Source organism: Kineococcus sp. TRM81007 (assembly GCF_022669155.1).
Lineage (GTDB): Bacteria > Actinomycetota > Actinomycetes > Actinomycetales > Kineococcaceae > Kineococcus.
The window spans coordinates 9807-28510 of record NZ_JALBVB010000056.1; the positions used below are offsets into that span (position 1 = coordinate 9807).

At 72.9% G+C, this 18704-nt stretch carries 18 protein-coding genes; 11 read left to right on the plus strand and 7 right to left on the minus strand.

Translation table 11 applies throughout. The annotated features are described in order from the left end of the window. Positions 1 to 269 precede the first annotated feature (269 nt). The 3 genes from MN205_RS14255 to MN205_RS14265 all read left to right on the plus strand — a co-directional run bounded on the left by MN205_RS14255 (position 270) and on the right by MN205_RS14265 (position 3289). Positions 270 to 1367, plus strand: coding sequence for a quinone-dependent dihydroorotate dehydrogenase (locus tag MN205_RS14255; protein WP_242128411.1), 1098 nt, complete (start codon positions 270 to 272; stop codon positions 1365 to 1367). Positions 1368 to 1467: 100 nt separating this feature from the next. Continuing rightward, the gene (locus MN205_RS14260; protein WP_242128413.1) at positions 1468 to 3024 is read left to right on the plus strand and encodes an MFS transporter; all 1557 of its coding nucleotides are present in this window, start codon (positions 1468 to 1470) and stop codon (positions 3022 to 3024) included. A 40-nt stretch (positions 3025 to 3064) separates the two neighbouring features. Beyond that, positions 3065 to 3289, plus strand: coding sequence for a hypothetical protein (locus MN205_RS14265; RefSeq protein ID WP_242128416.1), 225 nt, complete (start codon positions 3065 to 3067; stop codon positions 3287 to 3289). Positions 3290 to 3332: 43 nt separating this feature from the next. Here MN205_RS14265 and MN205_RS14270 read toward each other — a convergent pair whose 3' ends face one another. Both MN205_RS14270 and MN205_RS14275 read right to left on the minus strand, forming a co-directional pair. Then, positions 3333 to 4343 carry an aldo/keto reductase family protein gene (locus MN205_RS14270; protein ID WP_242128418.1) on the minus strand — a complete coding sequence of 337 codons (1011 nt, stop codon included), beginning with the start codon at positions 4341 to 4343 and terminating at the stop codon, positions 3333 to 3335. Positions 4344 to 4422: 79 nt separating this feature from the next. Then, positions 4423 to 5016, minus strand: a complete 594-nt coding sequence (locus tag MN205_RS14275) for a DUF3043 domain-containing protein (RefSeq protein ID WP_242128421.1) — start codon at positions 5014 to 5016, stop codon at positions 4423 to 4425. A 71-nt stretch (positions 5017 to 5087) separates the two neighbouring features. On the opposite strand from MN205_RS14275, the gene MN205_RS14280 reads away from it, so the two are divergent. The 7 genes from MN205_RS14280 to MN205_RS14310 all read left to right on the plus strand — a co-directional run bounded on the left by MN205_RS14280 (position 5088) and on the right by MN205_RS14310 (position 12602). Then, positions 5088 to 6569, plus strand: coding sequence for a dipeptidase (locus MN205_RS14280; protein ID WP_242128423.1), 1482 nt, complete (start codon positions 5088 to 5090; stop codon positions 6567 to 6569). A gap of 84 nt (positions 6570 to 6653) precedes the next feature. Beyond that, a complete protein-coding gene (locus MN205_RS14285; RefSeq protein WP_242128425.1) occupies positions 6654 to 7013 on the plus strand; it encodes an iron-sulfur cluster assembly accessory protein in 360 nt (119 codons plus the stop codon). Between the two features lie 53 nt (positions 7014 to 7066). Then, positions 7067 to 7816 (plus strand): leucyl/phenylalanyl-tRNA--protein transferase, encoded by a 750-nt coding sequence (aat, locus tag MN205_RS14290; protein WP_242128427.1) that lies wholly within the window; start codon positions 7067 to 7069, stop codon positions 7814 to 7816. A gap of 92 nt (positions 7817 to 7908) precedes the next feature. Next, on the plus strand, positions 7909 to 8862 hold the full coding sequence (gene coxB, locus MN205_RS14295; protein ID WP_242128430.1) for a cytochrome c oxidase subunit II: 954 nt from the start codon (positions 7909 to 7911) through the stop codon (positions 8860 to 8862). Further along, the gene (gene ctaD / locus MN205_RS14300; RefSeq protein ID WP_242128434.1) at positions 8862 to 10634 is read left to right on the plus strand and encodes a cytochrome c oxidase subunit I; all 1773 of its coding nucleotides are present in this window, start codon (positions 8862 to 8864) and stop codon (positions 10632 to 10634) included. Before coxB ends, ctaD begins: the two co-directional genes overlap by 1 nt. Positions 10635 to 10637: 3 nt before the next feature. Then, complete coding sequence (locus tag MN205_RS14305) at positions 10638 to 11039, plus strand: cytochrome c oxidase subunit 4 (RefSeq protein ID WP_242128439.1); 402 nt, start codon at positions 10638 to 10640, stop codon at positions 11037 to 11039. Between the two features lie 342 nt (positions 11040 to 11381). Continuing rightward, positions 11382 to 12602: an Ig-like domain-containing protein gene (locus MN205_RS14310; protein WP_242128445.1), complete on the plus strand. Its 1221-nt coding sequence runs from the start codon at positions 11382 to 11384 to the stop codon at positions 12600 to 12602. 116 nt (positions 12603 to 12718) lie between these two features. Here the strand turns inward: MN205_RS14310 and MN205_RS14315 are convergent, their stop codons facing one another. The 4 genes from MN205_RS14315 to MN205_RS14330 are packed head-to-tail and all read right to left on the minus strand — an operon-like array spanning position 12719 to position 17030. Beyond that, positions 12719 to 14395: a ubiquinol-cytochrome c reductase cytochrome b subunit gene (locus tag MN205_RS14315; RefSeq protein WP_242128449.1), complete on the minus strand. Its 1677-nt coding sequence runs from the start codon at positions 14393 to 14395 to the stop codon at positions 12719 to 12721. After that, entirely contained in the window at positions 14392 to 15423 is a 1032-nt protein-coding gene (locus MN205_RS14320) for a ubiquinol-cytochrome c reductase iron-sulfur subunit (RefSeq protein WP_242128451.1), read from the minus strand. The genes MN205_RS14315 and MN205_RS14320 overlap by 4 nt, the downstream gene beginning before the upstream one ends. A gap of 58 nt (positions 15424 to 15481) precedes the next feature. After that, positions 15482 to 16315: a cytochrome c gene (locus MN205_RS14325; RefSeq protein WP_242128453.1), complete on the minus strand. Its 834-nt coding sequence runs from the start codon at positions 16313 to 16315 to the stop codon at positions 15482 to 15484. Between the two features lie 55 nt (positions 16316 to 16370). Further along, positions 16371 to 17030 carry a heme-copper oxidase subunit III gene (locus MN205_RS14330; protein ID WP_255819891.1) on the minus strand — a complete coding sequence of 220 codons (660 nt, stop codon included), beginning with the start codon at positions 17028 to 17030 and terminating at the stop codon, positions 16371 to 16373. A gap of 244 nt (positions 17031 to 17274) precedes the next feature. Between MN205_RS14330 and trpD the strand changes: the two genes are divergently transcribed. Beyond that, entirely contained in the window at positions 17275 to 18390 is a 1116-nt protein-coding gene (gene trpD, locus MN205_RS14335; RefSeq protein WP_242128457.1) for an anthranilate phosphoribosyltransferase, read from the plus strand. Positions 18391 to 18424: 34 nt separating this feature from the next. On the opposite strand, the gene MN205_RS14340 is transcribed toward trpD, so the two are convergent. Next, the gene (locus MN205_RS14340) at positions 18425 to 18703 is read right to left on the minus strand and encodes an Lrp/AsnC ligand binding domain-containing protein (RefSeq protein ID WP_242128459.1); all 279 of its coding nucleotides are present in this window, start codon (positions 18701 to 18703) and stop codon (positions 18425 to 18427) included. Position 18704: the final 1 nt, after the last annotated feature.

Consider the following 18704-nt stretch of genomic DNA (forward strand, 5'->3'; position numbering starts at 1 on the left):
GCACGATCACGCGCGGGCCGTGTGCGCCGCGCGCAGCGTGCAGCTGGTGGTGTCGGCGTCGGCTGGGTGGGCGCCTACCTCGCCGGCACGGCCGTCGTGAGCCTCGTCGCGCTCGCCCTGCTGCGCGAGACCCGCACCAGCGACATCCACGACTGAGGCGCCCCGCGCCGGCCGGCCCGGTCCCCGCGCAGGGGGCCGGGCCGCTGCGCGTTACCCTGCCCCTGGTCGCGCCCGCACGGCGGTGGGGCCGGCGGGCGAGGGGAGACGTGGTGGCTGGCGGCTCGGGAGCTGCGTACCGGGCGCTGTACCGGACCGTCCTGACGAGGATCGACCCCGAGGTGGCCCACCACTGGGCGTTCACGGGCATGCGCACGGCCAGCCGGTTGCCCCCCGCGGTGCCGCTGCTGCGCCGGGCGTTCGTCGAGACCGACCCGCGCCTGCGCACCCGCGCCCTGGGCATGGACCTCTCCTCCCCGCTGGGGCTGGCCGCCGGCTTCGACAAGGACGGCACCGGCGTCGAGGCGCTCGCCCACTTCGGCTTCGCGTTCGTCGAGGTCGGCACCGTCACCGCCCTGCCCCAGCCGGGCAACCCGCGGCCGCGCCTGCACCGCCTCGTCGACGACCGCGCGGTCGTCAACCGCATGGGGTTCAACAACTCCGGCGCCGAGGCCGTGGCCCGACGCCTGCGCCGGCTGCGCGCCGTGCCGCCGACCCACCCCGTCGGCATCGGCGTCAACATCGGCAAGAGCAAGGTCGTCGCCGAGGAGGACGCCCCGGCGGACTACGCCGCCTCCGCCCGGCTGCTGGCCCCCTACGCCGACTACCTCGTCGTCAACGTCAGCTCCCCGAACACCCCCGGGCTGCGGAACCTGCAGGCCGTGGAGAAGCTGCGGCCCGTCCTCGCGGCCGCCCGCGACGCCGCCGCCGAGACCGCCCACCGGCACGTGCCCCTCCTGGTCAAGATCGCCCCGGACCTCTCCGACGAGGACGTCGACGCCGTCGCCGACCTCGCCCTCGCCGAGGGCCTCGACGGCATCGTCGCCACCAACACCACGATCGGCCGCGAGGGCCTGCGCTCCCACCCCGACGCCGTCGCCGCCGCCGGCGGCGGCGGTCTGTCGGGCGCCCCGCTGCGGGAACGTTCCGTGCAGGTGCTGCGCCGGCTCGCGGCGCGCACCGCCGACCGGCTCACCCTCGTCAGCGTCGGCGGCGTCGAGACCGCCGACGACGTGCACGAGCGCCTCGAGGCCGGTGCCTCCCTCGTCCAGGCGTACACGGCGTTCATCTACGAAGGACCGGGGTGGGCGCGCCGCGTCCTGTCCGGCCTCGCCGCCTCGCGCTCGCGCCGCGAGACCGACCGGGTCTGAGCGCCGGGCGCACCCCTCGAGTTGTGGCCGCCACCGGGAACGACGACGGTCGGGGGAGTCCCGCGAGCCCTCCCCGCTCGCGCCCCACCCGAGGAGCTCCATGACCGACGTCGACCAGCGCCGTCACGGCGGGTCGGACGACCCCTCCCGCCCCGGCGCCGACGGGCGCCCACCGCAGAGCGCCGACCCGGCCCGGTGGCGCGCCCTCGCCGTCTGCCTGGCCGCCGGGTTCATGACCCTGCTCGACGTCTCCATCGTCAACGTCGCCCTGCCCTCCATCGAGGACTCCCTCGGTGCAGGGCCCGCCCAGGTGCAGTGGATCGTCGCCGGCTACGCGCTCGCCTTCGGGCTGGTGCTCGTGCCCGCCGGCCGCGCCGGGGACCTCCTCTCCCGGCGCGCCCTCTTCCTGGTGGGGCTGGCAGGCTTCGTCGCCACCAGCGCCGCGGCCGGCCTGGTGCAGTCCGCCACCGCGCTCGCCGTCGTGCGCCTGCTGCAGGGCGTCACCGCCGGCCTGCTCAACCCGCAGGTCCTGGCGCTCATCCAGCGGCTGTTCACCGGCGACGAGCGCGCCCGCGCCTTCGCGGCCTTCGGCACCACGGTCGGGCTGTCCACCGCCGTCGGCCCGCTGCTCGGCGGCGCCATCCTCGCCGTCTTCGGGGAGGCCGAGGGCTGGCGCGGCGTCTTCCTCGTCAACGTCCCGATCGGCCTGGTGCTCCTGCCGCTGGCGTGGCGGTGGCTGCCGCGCCAGGAGGGCGAGGAGGGCCCCCGGCCCCGCTTCGACGTGCCCGGTCTGCTCCTGCTCGCCGCGGCGGTCCTGCTCGTGATGCTGCCGTTCGTGCTCACCACCGGGGAGGGGGGCTCACCGGCGCGCTGGTGGCTGCTGGCCCCCGGCGCGCTCCTGCTGGGCCTGTTCGCCCTCTGGGAGCGGCGCCAGGACCGGCGCGGGCAGCAGCCCGTGGTCGCCGCCGACCTCGTGCGCACCGCGTCGTTCACCCGCGGAGCCCTGGTCGGCGTGTCCTACTTCGCCGGCTTCACCGGCATCTTCCTCGTCGTCACCCTCTACCTGCAGTCCGGGCTGGGCTTCACGCCCCTGCAGGCGGGCCTGGTGCAGACGCCGTTCGCGCTCGCCTCCGCCGTCTTCGCCCAGGTCGGCGGCCGGCAGGTCGCGCAGAGCGGCCGGCGCGTCGTCGTGCTCGGCCTCGTGGTGGTCGCCGCGGGGCTCACCGCGGCCGACGTGGTCGCCGCCGCCGTGCAGGGCACCAGCGGCGCGATCGCCCTGGCGGCGTGCCTGGCCGTCGCGGGCGCGGGCAGCGGACTGGTCATCTCCCCCAACCAGACCCTCACCCTCGCTGACGTGCCGCGCAGCGTCGCGGGCACCGCGGGCGGGGTGCTGCAGACCGGGCAGCGCATCGGCTCCGCGATCGGGGTCGCCGCCGTCACGGCCGTGTTCTTCTCCGCCCTCGCCGGCGAGGGCCTGAGCGGAGCGGCGGGCACCCGGTCCGGCGCCGTGCCGCCGCAGGTGCAGGAGGCGTTCGGCGAGGCCCTGTCCACCGGTCTGCGGGTCTCCCTCGGCCTGGTGCTGGCGGCCCTGGTGTTCGCGCTGCTGGACCTGCGCCGGCGCGAGGGGACCGTCCGGCCCCGCGCCCGCCGCGGGTGACGCCCGGCACGCTCGCACGCGGTCGGCTAGCGTCCCCCGGGTGAGACCGACGCACTGGACCTGGACCTTCGAGGACGCCGACGGGCGGCCCGTCGAGGGCGGTGACGACATCCCCGCGGCGCAGGTGTTCGCCACGCAGGCCGACGCCGAGGCGTGGATCGGGGAGAACTGGCGCGCGCTGCGCGGGCGCGGCGCGGAGACGGCGCACCTGACCGCCGACGGCCGCCGCGTCGGCGGCCCGCTCGGCCTGCACCCCGCCGACTGAGCGGGGCACGGGCCGGGCGGACCGCCGGGTCAGCGGCTGCGGGTCAGGACGGCCGCTCGGTGGGGGCGTTGCGCGCCGTCATCCCCGGGTCGCGCTCGACCACGTCGCCCAGCAGGTCGTCGATGCGGGCCATGAGCTCGGCGGGGATCACCACGCCGGCCGCCGCCACGTTCTCCGTCACCTGCTCCGGCCGGGAGGCCCCGATGATCGCGGTGGCGACGTTGTCGTTCTGCAGCACCCACGCCACCGCCAGCTGCGACATCGACAGGTCCAGCTCGGCGGCCACGCCGCGCAGCTTCTGCACGCGCTCGAGCACCTCGTCGCGCATCCAGCGGCTGATCATCTGCCGGCCGCCCTTCTCGTCCGTGGCGCGGCTGCCCGCCGGCGGTTCCGCGCCGGGACGGTACTTGCCGGTCAGGACGCCCTGGGCGATGGGCGACCACACCACCTGCGAGACGCCCACCTCCCGGCTGGTGGGCACGACCTCGCCCTCGATGACCCGCCACAGCGCGGAGTACTGCGGCTGGTTGGAGACGAGCTGGAAGCCCAGCTCGCGGGAGAGGGCGTGCCCGGCGCGGATCTGCTCGGCCGTCCACTCGCTGACGCCGATGTACAACGCCTTGCCGGAGCGCACGACGTCCGCGAACGCCTGCATCGTCTCCTCGAGCGGCGTCGTGGTGTCGTACCGGTGCGCCTGGTAGACGTCGACGTGGTCGGTGCCCAGCCGGCGCAGCGACCCCTCGATGGACTCCGAGATGTGCTTGCGCGAGAGCCCGGAGTCGTTGGGGCCCTTCGGGCCGGTGGGGAAGTAGACCTTCGTCATGATCTCGAGGCTCTCGCGGCGCTCGCCCTTCAGCGCCTGCCCCAGGACCGTCTCCGCCGCCGTGTTCGCGTAGACGTCGGCGGTGTCGAACGTGGTGATCCCGGCGTCGAGGGCGGCGCGCACGCACGCGGTCGCGGCGTCGTTCTCGACCTGCGATCCGTGCGTGAGCCAGTTGCCGTAGGTGATCTCCGAGATCTTGAGACCGCTGCGACCGAGGTGTCGGAACTCCATGGGCGCGACGGTAGGCCCTGCGGCGCCGCAGCGCGCCCCAGCACGCCCGCGCGATCCCGTCGCGAGGGGTGCGGGTGGGTCAGCGCGGGTGCGCGCCCCGCTCGACCATCGGCACCGGCCGGCGCATCCGGCGGATCTGCAGGGCGCGGGTGACGCCGTAGGAGACCAGGCCCCGCTCGGGGGTCTCGAAGCGCTGCGCCAGGGCCTTCTTGACGCGGCGGCCCAGCAGGACGCTGTCGACCACGACGACGGCGAGCATGCCGTAGATCAGCAGGGTCGTGGCCAGCAGCAGCTCGGCCGAGCCCAGCGGCTGGGCCACCACCGACAGCAGCAGCGAGGCGCCGGCGATGATGAGGAAGTACTCGCCGACGTTGCGGCGGGCGTCGACGAGGTCGCGCACGAAGCGGCGCTGCGGGCCGCGGTCGCGCGCCGGCAGGTAGCGCTCGTCGCCGGTGAGCAGCGCCTGCTGGACCTTCAGCCGCTCCTCGCGCTGGGCGGCCCGGGCGGCCTTCGCGGCGGCCTTGCGGTCCGCCGGCACGAGGGGACGGGCGTTGCGGGCCTGCGCCTCGCTGCGTCGCGGGGTCGGGCGGCCCTTGCCACCCGGCTTCGTCAGCTCGACGGCCGGGGCGGGCGGTGCCTCGGGGGCCTGCTTCTCCTTCGAGCGTCCGAACACGCCGTCAGGGTACGGCACCCCCGGTACCGCCCCGGTCGCTCGCGCCGGGGCGCGGAGTAGCGTCGGCGACCGTGAGCCAGGACACCCCGCCCCTGCCCGCCGCCGGTCCCGCGCGCACCGAGGCGCTGCGCGAGGCGTGCGCCGCCGGCGTCCCCGCCGCGCGCGCCGACCTGGAGGCGCTGGTGCGCATCCCCAGCGTCTCCGCCCGCGCCTTCGACCAGGCGCACGTCGCCGCCAGCGCCGAGGCCGTGGCCGACCTGCTGCGGCGGGCGGGCCTGCCGGAGGTGGGGATCCGCACCGCCACGGCCGTCGTCGACGGCGAGGAGGTGCGCAGCGCACCCGCCGTCGTGGCGCACCGTCCCGCGCCGGCCGGCCGGCCCACCGTGCTGCTGTACGCCCACCACGACGTGCAGCCGCCCGGGCGCGACGAGGAGTGGACCAGCCCGCCCTTCGAGCCCACGGAGCGCGACGGGCGGCTGTTCGGGCGCGGCACCGCCGACGACAAGGCGGGCGTCGTCGTGCACGCCAACGCCCTGCGCACGCTGCTGCCGCTGTGGGGGCCCGAGGACGGGGTGGGCGTGACGGTGTTCGTCGAGGGGGAGGAGGAGGTGGGTTCGCCCGCGTTCGCGGCCTTCCTCACCGAGCACCGCGCCGACCTGGCCGCCGACGTGATCGTCGTGGCCGACTCCGGCAACTGGCGGGTCGGCGTGCCGGCGATCACCACGACGCTGCGGGGCCTGGTGGACTGCGTGGTCACCGTCTCGGTCCTGACGCACCCGGTGCACTCCGGCGTCAACGGCGGTCCCGTCCTGGACGCGCTGACGTGCCTGGCGCGCCTGCTCGCCACCCTGCACGACGAGGCCGGCGACGTGGCCGTGCGCGGGCTGCTGACCGGCACCGCCGGCGAGGTGGACCTGACCGAGGCGCAGTACCGCGCGGACGCCGGCGTGCTGGACGGGGTCCTGCTGGCCGGCACCGGCTCGGTGGCGGACCGGCTGTGGGCCAAGCCGGCGATCTCCGTCATCGGCGTCGACGCCACCGACGTCGAGCGGGCGAGCAACACCCTGGTGCCCTCGGCGCGGGCCAAGGTCAGCGTGCGCCTGGCGCCCGGGCAGGACCCGGCCGCGGCCATGACCGCGCTGCGCCGGCACCTGGTGGCGCACGCCCCCTTCGGCGCGCGGGTCGAGGTCGCCGAGGGGGAGCGGGGCAGCTCCTTCTCCGCCGACACCTCCTCGCCCGCCCACGAGGTCGCGCGGACGGCCTTCGAGCAGGCCTACGGCGCCCCCGTGGTGGAGATGGGCATGGGCGGTTCCATCCCCTTCATCGCCGACCTGGTCGCCGAGCACCCGGCCGCCTCCATCCTCGTCACCGGCGTGGAGGACCCCGACTCGCGCGCCCACGGGCCGGACGAGTCGCTGCACCTGGGCGACTTCGAGCGGGCCTGCTTCGGCGAGGTGCTGCTGCTGGACGGCCTGGCCGGCGTGCCCGCCCCCGTCACCGCCCCGGGGGACGGCGGCTCGGCCGGCGCCGCGACCGGTGCGCGGCGGTCGTAACCTGGGGCCGGGAACAACCGTGCCGCCGAGGCGGTTGGCCCGGACAGCGTCCCCAGTCGACGAGTGGAAGCGGAGACGAGCCACATGACCACGACGACCGCTGCAGAGGAGACCCGCGCCCACGGCGTGGAGCTCACCGACGTCGCCGCCACCAAGGTCCGCAGCCTGCTGGAGCAGGAGGGCCGTGACGACCTGCGGCTGCGCATCGCCGTCCAGCCCGGTGGCTGCTCGGGCCTGATCTACCAGCTCTACTTCGACGAGCGCGAGCTCGACGGGGACGCCGTGCGCGACTTCGAGGGCGTCGGCGTGGTCGTGGACAAGATGAGCGCGCCCTACCTCGACGGCGCGACCATCGACTTCGCCGACACGATCGAGAAGCAGGGCTTCACGATCGACAACCCCAACGCGGGCAGCAGTTGCGCCTGCGGCGACTCGTTCTCCTGACGGGTCCGGTACCACCGACGGCCCCCGCGCTGCACGGCGCGGGGGCCGCTCGCGTGTGGGCGGCACCGCTGCCCACCGCCCCCGCGCGGCGACCGCGCCGGCACCCGGGGCCCGCCCGCTTCGACTTCGACCGCCTCGCCCCGCGCCCGGGGGAGGACCTCGTGGCCGCCGGCGGCGACCTGGCCCCCGCCACGCTGCTGTCCGCCTACGCGCACGGGTTGTTCCCGATGGGCCTGGGCGGCGGTGGGCGGGGGCCGCTGGGCTGGTGGTCCCCGGACCCGCGCGGGGTGCTGCTGCCCGGGCGCGTGCACGTCTCCCGCTCGCTGCGCCGCTCGCTGCGCTCCTTCGAGGTGCGCGTGGACACCGCCTTCGACGAGGTCGTCGCCGGCTGCGCCGACCCCTCGCGGCCGGGGGAGTGGATCACCCCCGAGGTGGCCGCGGCCTACGGCGAGCTGCACCGCCTCGGCTGGGCGCACTCGGTGGAGGTCCTGCTCGACGGGGAGCTGGCGGGTGGCCTGTACGGCGTGGCGCTGGGCGGGCTCTTCGCCGCCGAGTCGAAGTTCCACCGCGTGCGCGACGCCTCCAAGGCGGCCGTGGTGGCGCTGGCCGACCTGCTGCTCGCCGACGGCGTGCCGGGGCGGCTGGTGGACGTGCAGTGGCGCACGGAGCACCTGGCGACCCTCGGCGTGGAGGAGGTCGGCCGCCCCGCCTACCACCGCCTGCTGGGTGCCGCGCTGGAACTGCCCGTGCCGCCGGTGTTCGCGGCGCGCCCCGACCCTCCCCACAGCTACGACGGGGGGTAGTCTCATCACTCGAAGGGACGCCCCTGCCCGGGACCGGCACGGTCCAGGTGCGGGACGTCCTCGTCTCTGCACGAACCGTGGGAAGGCCGACGTTGGGCACGCGAGACTCGGACGCGACGCGTCGTCGCCGTCCCCCCAGGGCGCTGGTCGCCGGTGTCGTCGCCGGGGCGGCGGGGCTGTTGCTGACGGGCTGCGCCACCTCCGACTGGCCGGACGCGAGCGCCGGCAACTTCTTCCTGCCCGACTCCAGCGTCGGGGCGACGAACGAGACCGAGCGCATCTCCGAGCTGTGGGACGGCTCGTGGATCGCCGCGCTGGCCGTGGGCCTGTTCGTCTGGGGCCTGACGATCTGGTGCGTGGTGGCGTACCGCCGCCGCAAGGGCGACCCGGACCTGCCGCCGCAGACGCGCTACAACATGCCGATCGAGATCCTCTACACCGTCGTCCCGGTGATGATGATCGGCGTCCTCTTCTTCTACACGGCCCGCGACCAGGCGGCGATCCTCGACGACTCCGGCACGCCCGACGTGACCGTGGACGTCATCGGCAAGCAGTGGTCCTGGGACTTCAACTACCTCGACGAGTCCGGCAACCCGATCGTCTACGAGGTCGGCCGCCAGGCGGAGCTCGACGGCGAGGAGCTGGTCGAGGGGCAGGTGCCCACCCTGTACCTGCCGGTCGACCAGACCGTCCAGTTCAACCTGTACTCGCGCGACGTCGCGCACTCCTTCTGGGTGCCGGCCTTCCTCTTCAAGATGGACCTGTACCCGGGCAGCTACCCGACCGGTCCGAACATGTTCCAGCTCACCCCCACCAAGGAGGGGGTGTTCAAGGGCAAGTGCGCCGAGCTCTGCGGCGACTACCACGCCGAGATGCTCTTCGACGTCCGGGTGGTCTCCGAGGCGGAGTACGCCGAGCACCTGGAGCGCCTGGCCGCAGCCGGCCAGACGGGTGGTCTGCCGACCACGATCGGCGGCGAGCTGGCGCGCGACCCCGGCGGTGCTGAGCCCGCCGGTGATGAGACCAGCGGGGGGAACAACAGCTGATGGCCAGCGAGAGCTTCAACGTGCCGGGCGTGGCGGCCCGGGTCACCACGCGCCAGCCGCTCGGGGCGGTCGTGCCCCGTCGCCGCGGCTCGGTCATCGCGGGCTGGTTGTCCAGCACCGACCACAAGGTGATCGGCAACCTCTACTTCGTCACCTCGTTCGTCTGGTTCCTCGTCGGCGGGATCCTCGCGCTGATGATCCGCGCGGAGCTGTGGGAACCGGGCATGCAGATCTACAACACGAAGAACGAGTACAACCAGTCGTTCACCATGCACGGCACGATCATGCTGCTGCTGTTCGCCACTCCGTTGTTCTCCGCCTTCGCCAACGCGATCATGCCGCTGCAGATCGGTGCGCCGGACCTGGCGTTCCCGCGGCTGAACATGATGGCCTACTGGCTCTTCCTGTTCGGCGGGCTGATCGCCGCCTCCGGCTTCCTGACCCCCGGTGGGGCCGCCGCCTTCGGCTGGACGGCCTACACGCCGCTGTCGGACGTGGTGCACTCACCCGGTCTGGGTGGTGACCTGTGGGTGATGGGCCTGGCCATGACGGGCTTCTCCACCATCCTCGGCTCCGTCAACTTCATCGCCACGATCCTGTGCATGCGCATGCCCGGCATGACCATGTTCCGGATGCCGATCTTCACCTGGAACACCCTGATCACCAGCGTGCTGGTGCTCATGGCCTTCCCCGTGCTGGCGGCGGCCCTGTTCGCCCTGGGCGCCGACCGGTTGCTGAACGCGCACATCTTCGCGCCCGAGGCGGGCGGCTCGATCCTGTGGCAGCACCTCTTCTGGTTCTTCGGGCACCCCGAGGTCTACGTCATCGCGCTGCCGTTCTTCGGGATCATCACCGAGGTCATCCCGGTCTTCAGCCGCAAGCCGGTCTTCGGCTACAAGGGCCTGGTCTTCGCGACCGTGTCCATCGCGGGGCTGTCCACCACCGTGTGGGCGCACCACATGTACGCCACCGGCAAGGTGCTGCTGCCCTTCTTCGCGTTCATGACGATGCTCATCGCGGTGCCGACGGGGCTGAAGTTCTTCACCTGGATCGGCACCATGTGGCGCGGCTCGATCACCATGGACACCCCCATGCTGTGGGCGATCGGCTTCCTGGTGACCTTCCTCTTCGGCGGTCTGACCGGCGTCATCCTGGCCGCGCCCCCGCTGGACTTCCACGTCACCGACTCCTACTTCGTGGTGGCGCACTTCCACTACGTCGTCTTCGGCACCGTGGTCTTCGCGATGTTCGCCGGCTTCCACTTCTGGTGGCCGAAGCTCACCGGCAAGATGCTCGACGAGCGCCTGGGCAAGATCCACTTCTGGCTGCTGTTCGTCGGCTTCCACAGCACCTTCCTCATCCAGCACTGGCTGGGTGCGGCCGGCATGCCCCGCCGGTACGCGGACTACCTGCCCGGTGAGGGCTTCCAGTCCATGCACCAGATCTCGACGGTCGGCTCCTTCATCCTCGGCGCCTCCTTCATCCCGTTCATCTGGAACGTGTACCGCACCGCACGGTTCGGCGAGAAGATCACCGTGGACGACCCCTGGGGCTACGGCATGTCGCTGGAGTGGGCCACCTCGTGCCCGCCGCCGCGGCACAACTTCACCTCGCTGCCGCGGGTGCGTTCCGAGCGCCCGGCGTTCGACCTGCACCACCCGGAGGCGGTCGGGCACGACACGCCCACCGATGGCAGCCGGAAGAACCTGCTGGACCACGTGTACGGCGAGCCGGACCTCTCCGGCCGCCAGGAAGATGTCGGAGGCCGCTGACCGATGAAGCCCGAGACCTGGCTGTTCTCCGGGGGGATGCTCTTCTTCTTCCCCGTGGCCTTCGTGTACGGCTTGTTCACCCAGTGGCAGGAGTGGGTCGGCTTCATCGCGCTCCTGCTGACCGGTGGCCTGGCGCTGCTGGTGGGGGTCTACCTCTTCATCACCGCCCGGCGCATCGACCCCCGGCCCGAGGACGACCTGCGCGCCGACATCACCGAGGGCGCGGGGGAGCAGGGCTTCTTCCCGGCGTACAGCTGGTGGCCCCTGTACCTCTCCGCCGCCTGCGCCGTCGTCTTCCTCGGTGCCGCGATCGGCTGGTGGCTGTGGTTCATCGGTCTGGTCTTCACCATCCCGATGATCATCGGCTGGGTGTACGAGCACTACGTGGGTGAGTACGCCCACTGAGACCGGCCCAGCACGGACGACGGGGCCCCGCACCACCAGGTGCGGGGCCCCGTCGCGTTGTCCGGGGCCCCCGTTCGCTCCCCGCCGTGGAGGCGGGCCACGCGGCCAGCACCGCCACCCCCCACGGGGGCCCGCCCCCCACGTCCCCGCGGCCGCGAGGGCGTCGGGCAACGCCACACGGCGCCGAGACGGAAGCTGGCGGCGCCACGGATCGTTGTGATCCGGAGTGCAACGCGCGGCCCCGGCGCCGCGTCTGACCAGTGGGGCCGTCCCGCGCCGGCGCGAGGGCGGTAGGTAGAGCGATCCGGGTCTCCGCACGGGGCCCGCAGGGGGGAAGCAGCAGTGAGCACGTCGTACCAGCACGTCCGAGCCTGGGCGCCCGCAGCTCTCGTCCTGGCCATGGCCACGGCCGTGAGCGCCTGCGGGCCCGCGACGACCGGTGGCACCGCGCCGGGGGTCCGCGCCAGCGTGTCGGCCACGCCGAGCGCACCTCCCGTCGAGGTGACCGTCGCACCCGCCGACCCCGGTACCGGTGTGCGGCTCGACACCCCGATCACCGTGTCCGTCGCCCGCGGAGACCTCCAGCAGGTCACCGTGACCACCTCCGAGGGCACCCCGCTGGAAGGTGGCCTCGACCCCGCCGGCGCCGTCTGGACCAGCACGGGGGAGCTGGCTGCCGGCACGCGCTACGCCGTGCACGTCGTCGCCACCGACACGGCGGGCGAGACGGTCACCCGCGACAGCGCGGTCACCACCCTCACCCCGGCGACCACCGCCTTCCCGTCCGTGGCCCCGCTCGACGGATCGACCGTCGGCGTGGGGATGCCGATCATCGTCACGCTCGACGAGCCCGTCGCCGACGACCGCCGTGACGAGGTGGAACGCAACCTGCACGTCACCACCACGCCCGCACCCGTCGAGGGGTCGTGGAGCTGGCAGTCCGACTCGAAGGTGCAGTTCCGTCCGAAGGACTACTGGCCCGCGCAGACGGACGTGCACATCGACCTCGACCTCGGCGACGTCGAGGTCGCTCCCGGTGTGTGGGGGACCACTCGGGACATCGACTTCACCGTCGGCAGCGCCGTCGTCAGTACCGTCGACATCGCCGCCCACACCATGACCGTCACCCGCGACGGCGAGGTGCTCCGCACCATCCCGATCACCGCCGGCCAGTCCGGCCACGGTGGCCGCTACGTCACTCGCAGCGGCACCAAGGTCATCATGAGCCTCGAGGAGTCACGGCAGATGGACGCCGAGACCACCGGTGTCAGCCCCGACGACCCCGAGTACTACAACGTCGCCGTGGAGTACGCGATGCGGCTGACCAACTCGGGGGAGTTCCTGCACGCCGCGCCCTGGTCCGTCGCCTCGCAGGGTCGCGCCAACGTCAGCCACGGGTGCACCGGCATGAGCACCGAGGACGCCCGCTGGATGTTCGAGCACTCCAAGGTTGGGGACGTCGTCGTGTTCACCGGCACCGACCGCGGCATGGAGGAGGGCAACGGCTTCGCCGTGTGGAACGAGACGTGGGAGGACTGGACAGCCGGGTCGGCGCTGAGCTGACGGTCCCTCCAGACGTCCCCTGCAGGCGCCTGGAGCACGACGAAGGCCCCGGGCGAGTTGTGTTGTGCCCGGGGCCTTCGTCGTGACCGCTGCTAGCCGCGGCGTCGCCGCGTCAGTCAGCCGTGGTACTTCTGCGACGTGGCGATCGCCGCGTCGCCCTGCTTCTCCTCGATCGAGGCGTGCTCCTGGCTCTCGATCTCGGTGTCGTGCCCGTGGTGAGCCGCCGCCAGCTCAGCGGGCGTCACCGGCTCCACGCGGTCCTCGAAGTAGAAGCGCGACAGGCGACGCTGCACCTTGCCGTACAGGCTGTTCGGGTTGCCCGCGTCGAGACGGTCCTCGACGTCCATCGGGCGGTTGGCGTCGTGCTGGACCAGGACCCAGCGCTCCGCCTCGCTCAGCGGGGCGTGGACCTCGATGAACTCACCGTGCGGCAGGCGCACGATGCGGCCGGTCTCACGGCCGTGCAGCGCCTTCTCGCGGTCCTTGCGCTGCAGGCCCAGGCAGATGCGCTTGGTGACCACGAACGCCAGCGCCGGCAGGACGAACACCGCCACGCGCATGAACCGGGTGATGTCGTTGATCGACAGCCCCACCATGTGGGCGATGACGTCGTTGCCGCCCGAGATCCACAGCAGGACGTAGAACGTCAGCGCCATGACCCCGAGCCCGGTGCGGGTGGGGGCGTTGCGGGGGCGGTCCAGCAGGTGGTGCTCGCGGCGGTCACCCGTCGCGGCCTGCTCGATCCACGGGTACAGCGCCCCCGCGGCCATCACGAACAGGATGAGCGCCGTCGTGGGGATGAAGATGTTCATCGAGAACGTGAAGCCGAAGAGCGTGAACTCCCACCACCCCGGCGTGATGCGCACCGCGCCGTCCAGCCAGCCCATGTACCAGTCCGGCTGCGAACCCGCTGTCACGGGGGAGGGGTCGTACGGCCCGTAGGCCCAGATCGGGTTGATCTGCACCAGTCCGGCGATCAGGGCGATGACGCCGAAGACGATGAAGAAGAAGCCGCCGGCCTTCGCCATGTACACCGGGAACAGGGGGAAGCCGACGACGTTGTCCTCGGTCCGGCCCGGCCCGGGGTACTGGGTGTGCTTGTGGATCACGACCAGGGCCAGGTGCACGACGATCAGGCCCAGCATGACCGCCGGCAGCAGCAGGATGTGGATGGTGAAGAAGCGCGGGATGAAGTCCTCGCCGGGGTACTCGCCGCCGAAGAGGAAGAAGCTGATGTAGCTGCCGACCACCGGGACGGACAGGATGATCGCCTGGGCGATGCGGATGCCCGTGCCGGAGAGCAGGTCGTCGGGGAGGGAGTAGCCGGTGAAGCCCTCGAACACGGCCAGGAGCGCCAGCACCAGGCCGATGACCCAGTTGATCTCGCGCGGCTTGCGGAAGGCACCGGTGAAGAACACGCGGATCATGTGGACGACGGTCGCCGCCACGAAGATCAGTGCGGCCCAGTGGTGCACCTGGCGCATGATCAGGCCACCGCGCACGTCGAACGAGATGCGCAGCGAGGAGGCGTAGGCCTCGGACACTCCCTGCCCCGCCAGCGGTGCGTAGTCACCGTTGTAGACGGTGTGCGCCGCGCTCGGCTCGTAGAAGAACGTCAGGAACGTCCCCGTGAAGAGCAGGATGACGAAGCTGTAGAGGGTGATCTCACCCAGCATGAACGACCAGTGGTCGGGGAAGATCTTGCGGGCGAAGCCGTTGACGATCTTGCTCGCGCCGACGGTGTCGTCGGCGAAGTTGCCGACGCCACCGGCGGCCTTGTCGATGGTGCTCATCCGCGCTCCCAGAAGCTCGGGCCCACGGCTTCGTGGAAGCCGCTGCTCGCCTGCAGGTACCCCTCGGCGTCCACCCGGATGGGAAGCTGCGGCAGGGGACGGTTGGCGGGGCCGAAGATCACCTTGCAGTCCTGCGTGACGTCGAAGGTCGACTGGTGGCAGGGGCACAGCAGGTGGTGGGTCTGCTGCTCGTAGAGGGCCACGGGGCAGCCCATGTGCGTGCAGATCTTCGAGTAGGCGACGGTGCCGTCCACGCCCCACTCGGCCGACTTCGGCGTGAGCAGGTCCTCGTCCAGCCGCATGAGCAGGACCGCGGACTTCGCCTTCTCGTTCAGCGGCTCCTCGAGCTCGTCGATGCCCTCGGGCATCACGTGCACGACCGTGCCGTACGTCAGGTCGGCCGCCCGGATGCGCCCGCCGGTCGGGTCCTTGACCAGGTAGGTGCCCTCCTCCCACATGGTCACGGAGAGGCTGTTGCCCGGCAGCGGACCGGTGTCGCGGAAGAAGAAGACGGCCGGCAGCGGGAAGAGCGCCAGCGCACCGATGAGGGTGTTGCGGATCAGCGGGCGCCGCCCCAGGCCGGCCTCGGCCGAGCCCTCCTTGAGGATGGCCACCGCCTGCTCCCGCTCGGCGGTGGTGCCGCGCTGGCGGTGCCGGTAGTCGATCCGCTCGTCGTCCGGCATGAGGGTCTTCGCCCAGTGCACGGCCCCCACGCCCAGCATGAACAGGGAGACGAACATGCACAGGCCGATGGCGCGGGTCGAGGTGCTGATCCGGTCCCAGCCGCCGTTGTACTCGATCCCGATGATCGAGACGATGATCCCGATGGAGCCCAGCACCGACAGCAGCAGCATGAACGCCACCTGGCGCTCGGCCCGCTTGGCGGCCTGCGGGTCGACGTCGCCCATGCGGTGGCGGTGCGGGGGCAGGCCCGGGTTCTCGAAGCGCTCCGGCACCCCGCTCCCGGACTTCGCCAGGGCCGTGGACCCCTGCCCGTGCGCCTCGTCGGCGCGTTCGATCTCGCTCATGCTCCCTGCCCGTCCGTGCGGAGTCCTGCCCCGCGGTCCATGTCGATCACCGCACCGGTCACGAGGACTTCATCCCCAGCCAGACCGAGCAGCCGACCAGGAGCCCGATGCCCGCGATCCAGGCGAGCAGGCCCTCGCTCACCGGGCCCAGCGAACCCAGCGGCAGGCCGCCCGGCTCGGGGCGGAACTCCTCCTCCTGGGTGAGCCAGGCGATGATCGCGGTCTTGTCCTCGGGGCTGATGGTGCTGTTCGGGAAGACCGGCATCGACTGCGGGCCGGTCACCATCGCCTCGTAGATGTACTTGCCCTCGACGCCCGTCAGGTCCGGGGCGTACTTGCCGCCGGTGAGGGCGCCGCCCTTGCCGGCGAAGTTGTGGCACATCGCGCAGTTGGTGCGGAAGATCTGGGCGCCGCGGGAGACGTCCTGGGCGGTGACGTCCGACATGTCGAGGACGTCCTCGCCGGGGATCGCCGGCCCGGGGGCCAGCGAGGCGATGTACGCGGCCATCTGGTCGATCTGCTCCTGCGAGAAGCGGATCTTCGGCACCTCGGGAGCCTGCGCGGAGGACATCTGCAGCGGCATGCGCCCGGTGCCGACCTGGAAGTCGACGGACGCAGCACCCACGCCGATGAGGGAGGGGCCGGCGCCGCTGCCGTCCACGATCTCGCCCCCCTGCGCGTCCAGGCCGTGGCAGGTCGCGCAGTTGGCGAGGAACAGCTCCTTGCCGGCCTGCAGGTCGTCCGCGTCCGCCGTCGCCGTGGAGGCCTCCGCCGGGCGGGGGGCCACTGCGGCGTACAGGCCGCCGACGAGGACGAGCGCCAACGCGATCAGCACGACGACGGCCAGCGGGTGGCGCCGTCGGGCGCTGAGTGCGGTGAGGGTCCTGGTCACGGTCGTGGTGCTCGCTTCCGTCGGGGCTTTCGCGTGCGGTGGGGAGGGCTGCTGGTCACTGGAGGATGTAGATGACCGTGAACAGGCCGATCCACACCACGTCGACGAAGTGCCAGTAGTACGAGATGACGATCGCGCTGGTCGCCTCCTGGTGCCCGAAGCGCTTCGCGGCGAACGAGCGCACGATCACGAGGAGGAAGGCCACCAGGCCGCCCAGGACGTGGATGCCGTGGAAGCCGGTGGTCAGGATGAACGCCGAACCGTAGGAGTCCGAGGCGATCGTCAGACCCTCGACGGCCAGTTCCGCGTACTCGTACACCTGCCCGGCGACGAAGATCGCGCCGAAGATGTAGGTGAGGACGAACCACTCCTGCATGCCCCAGGTCCCGACCTGCCACAGCCGGCCGCGACGTCGCGGCTGGAAGCGCTCGGCGGCGAACACGCCGAACTGGCACCAGAACGACGAGATCACCAGGATGATCGTGTTCACGGTGGCGAAGGTCACGTTCAGCTTCTCGGTGCCCGTCTCCCACAGGTCGGGCGCCACCGAGCGGAGCGTGAAGTAGATGGCGAAGAGGCCGGCGAAGAACATGAGCTCGCTCGCGAGCCACACGATCACGCCCACCGACACCAGGTTCGGCCTGTTCACCGAGCCGTGCGCGGGACTCGGGGTACTGCTCTGGACAGCCTGTGCACTCGCCACGACAGCCATCATGCCCCACCACCCCCCGCGAGTGCCGACCGGCCCACCGACGACGTGTCGTAGACCACGGCGCGAGCCCGGGTGCCGGGTTCGCGGGGCCCGCCCCGAGCCGTCCGGGTGAGACCCGGCGCGAGGTGCGGAGGAGGTGCGCCGCGCTGGTGGCCGAGCCGCGGGAGCGAGGTGCGGACCCGGTGCCCGACGGGGTCAGTAGGGTGCGGGCGCACGCCTCGACCCGCCACGACCCCCGGGGACCCCCATGACGCTCCCGCAGGCCAGCGCGCCCTCCGACGCACCCACCACGCCCGGGCGGACCGGTGCGCCGACGTGGCCGCGCCTGCTCGGCGAGCTCCTGGCCGGCCGCGACCTGGCCGCCGCCGACACCGCCTGGGCGATGGAGCGGGTCATGCGCGGAGAGGCGGGCGACGTGCCCCTGGCGGGCTTCCTCGTGGCGCTGCGCGCCAAGGGGGAGACCAGCGCCGAGCTCGCCGGACTGGCCGACGCGATGCTCGCGCACGCCGTCCCGCTGCACGTCGCCGGCCCCACCGTCGACCTCGTGGGCACCGGGGGCGACCAGGCGCACACCGTGAACATCTCCACGATGGCGGCTCTGGTCCTGGCCGGTGCGGGGCACCGGGTCGTCAAGCACGGCAACCGGGCATCGTCCTCCTCCTCCGGCTCCGCCGACGTCCTCGAGGCGCTCGGGGTGGACCTGGACCTGCCGCCCGCGCGGGTCGGGGAGGTCGCCGTGGAGGCCGGCATCACGTTCTGCTTCGCCAAGGTCTTCCACCCCGCGTTCCGGTACGCCGCCGGGGCCCGCACCGGGCTGGGGGTGCCGACGGCCTTCAACGTCCTCGGGCCCCTGACGAACCCGGCCCGCACCGACGCCACCGCGGTCGGCGTGGCCGACGCCCGGATGGCGCCCCTGGTCGCGGGCGTCCTCGCCACCCGCGGCACCGCCGCGTTGGTCTTCCGCAGCGACAACGGGCTCGACGAGCTCACGACGACCTCCCCGGCCCGGGTCTGGGCGGTCGAGGACGGCCGGGTGCGCGAGGGCGCCGTCGATGCCGTCGCCGAGCTCGGCATGGCCCCGGCCACCCTCGCCGACCTGCGCGGGGCCGACGCCCGCCACAACGCGGGCGTGGCCCGGGAGCTGCTCGCGGGGGCGCGCGGCCCGGTGCGCGACGCCGTCGTGCTCAACGCCGCCGCCGCCATGGTGGCCGCGGGGGTGCGCGCTCCCGCGCCCGCGGCGCACGACCTCGTCGAGGGGCTCGCGCCGCACCTGGCCGAGGGTGTGCGCCGGGCCGAGGAGGCGCTCGACTCCGGCGCCGCCGAGCGGGTGCTGCAGCGCTGGGTGGCCGCCACCCGCGCCTGACGTCGCCGCCGCTCGAGCGGGTCGGTCCAGCGGGTCAGTCGAGGCCGAGGTCGAAGGCGCTCTCGAGGTCGTGGCGCGAGTACGCGCGGAAGGCGATGTTCGTCGTCGTGGTGGTGATGCCCTCCACGCGGGCGATGCCGCCGGCGATGACGTCGGCGAGCTGCTCGTGGCGACGCACGCGCACCAGCACGACCAGGTCGACGTCCCCGGTGACGGAGTACACCTCCGAGACGCCGTCGAGACCGGCCAGCGCCTCGGCGATCTCCGGGATGCGCCGGCCGTCGGTGCGCACGTTGACGATGGCGGTGATCACC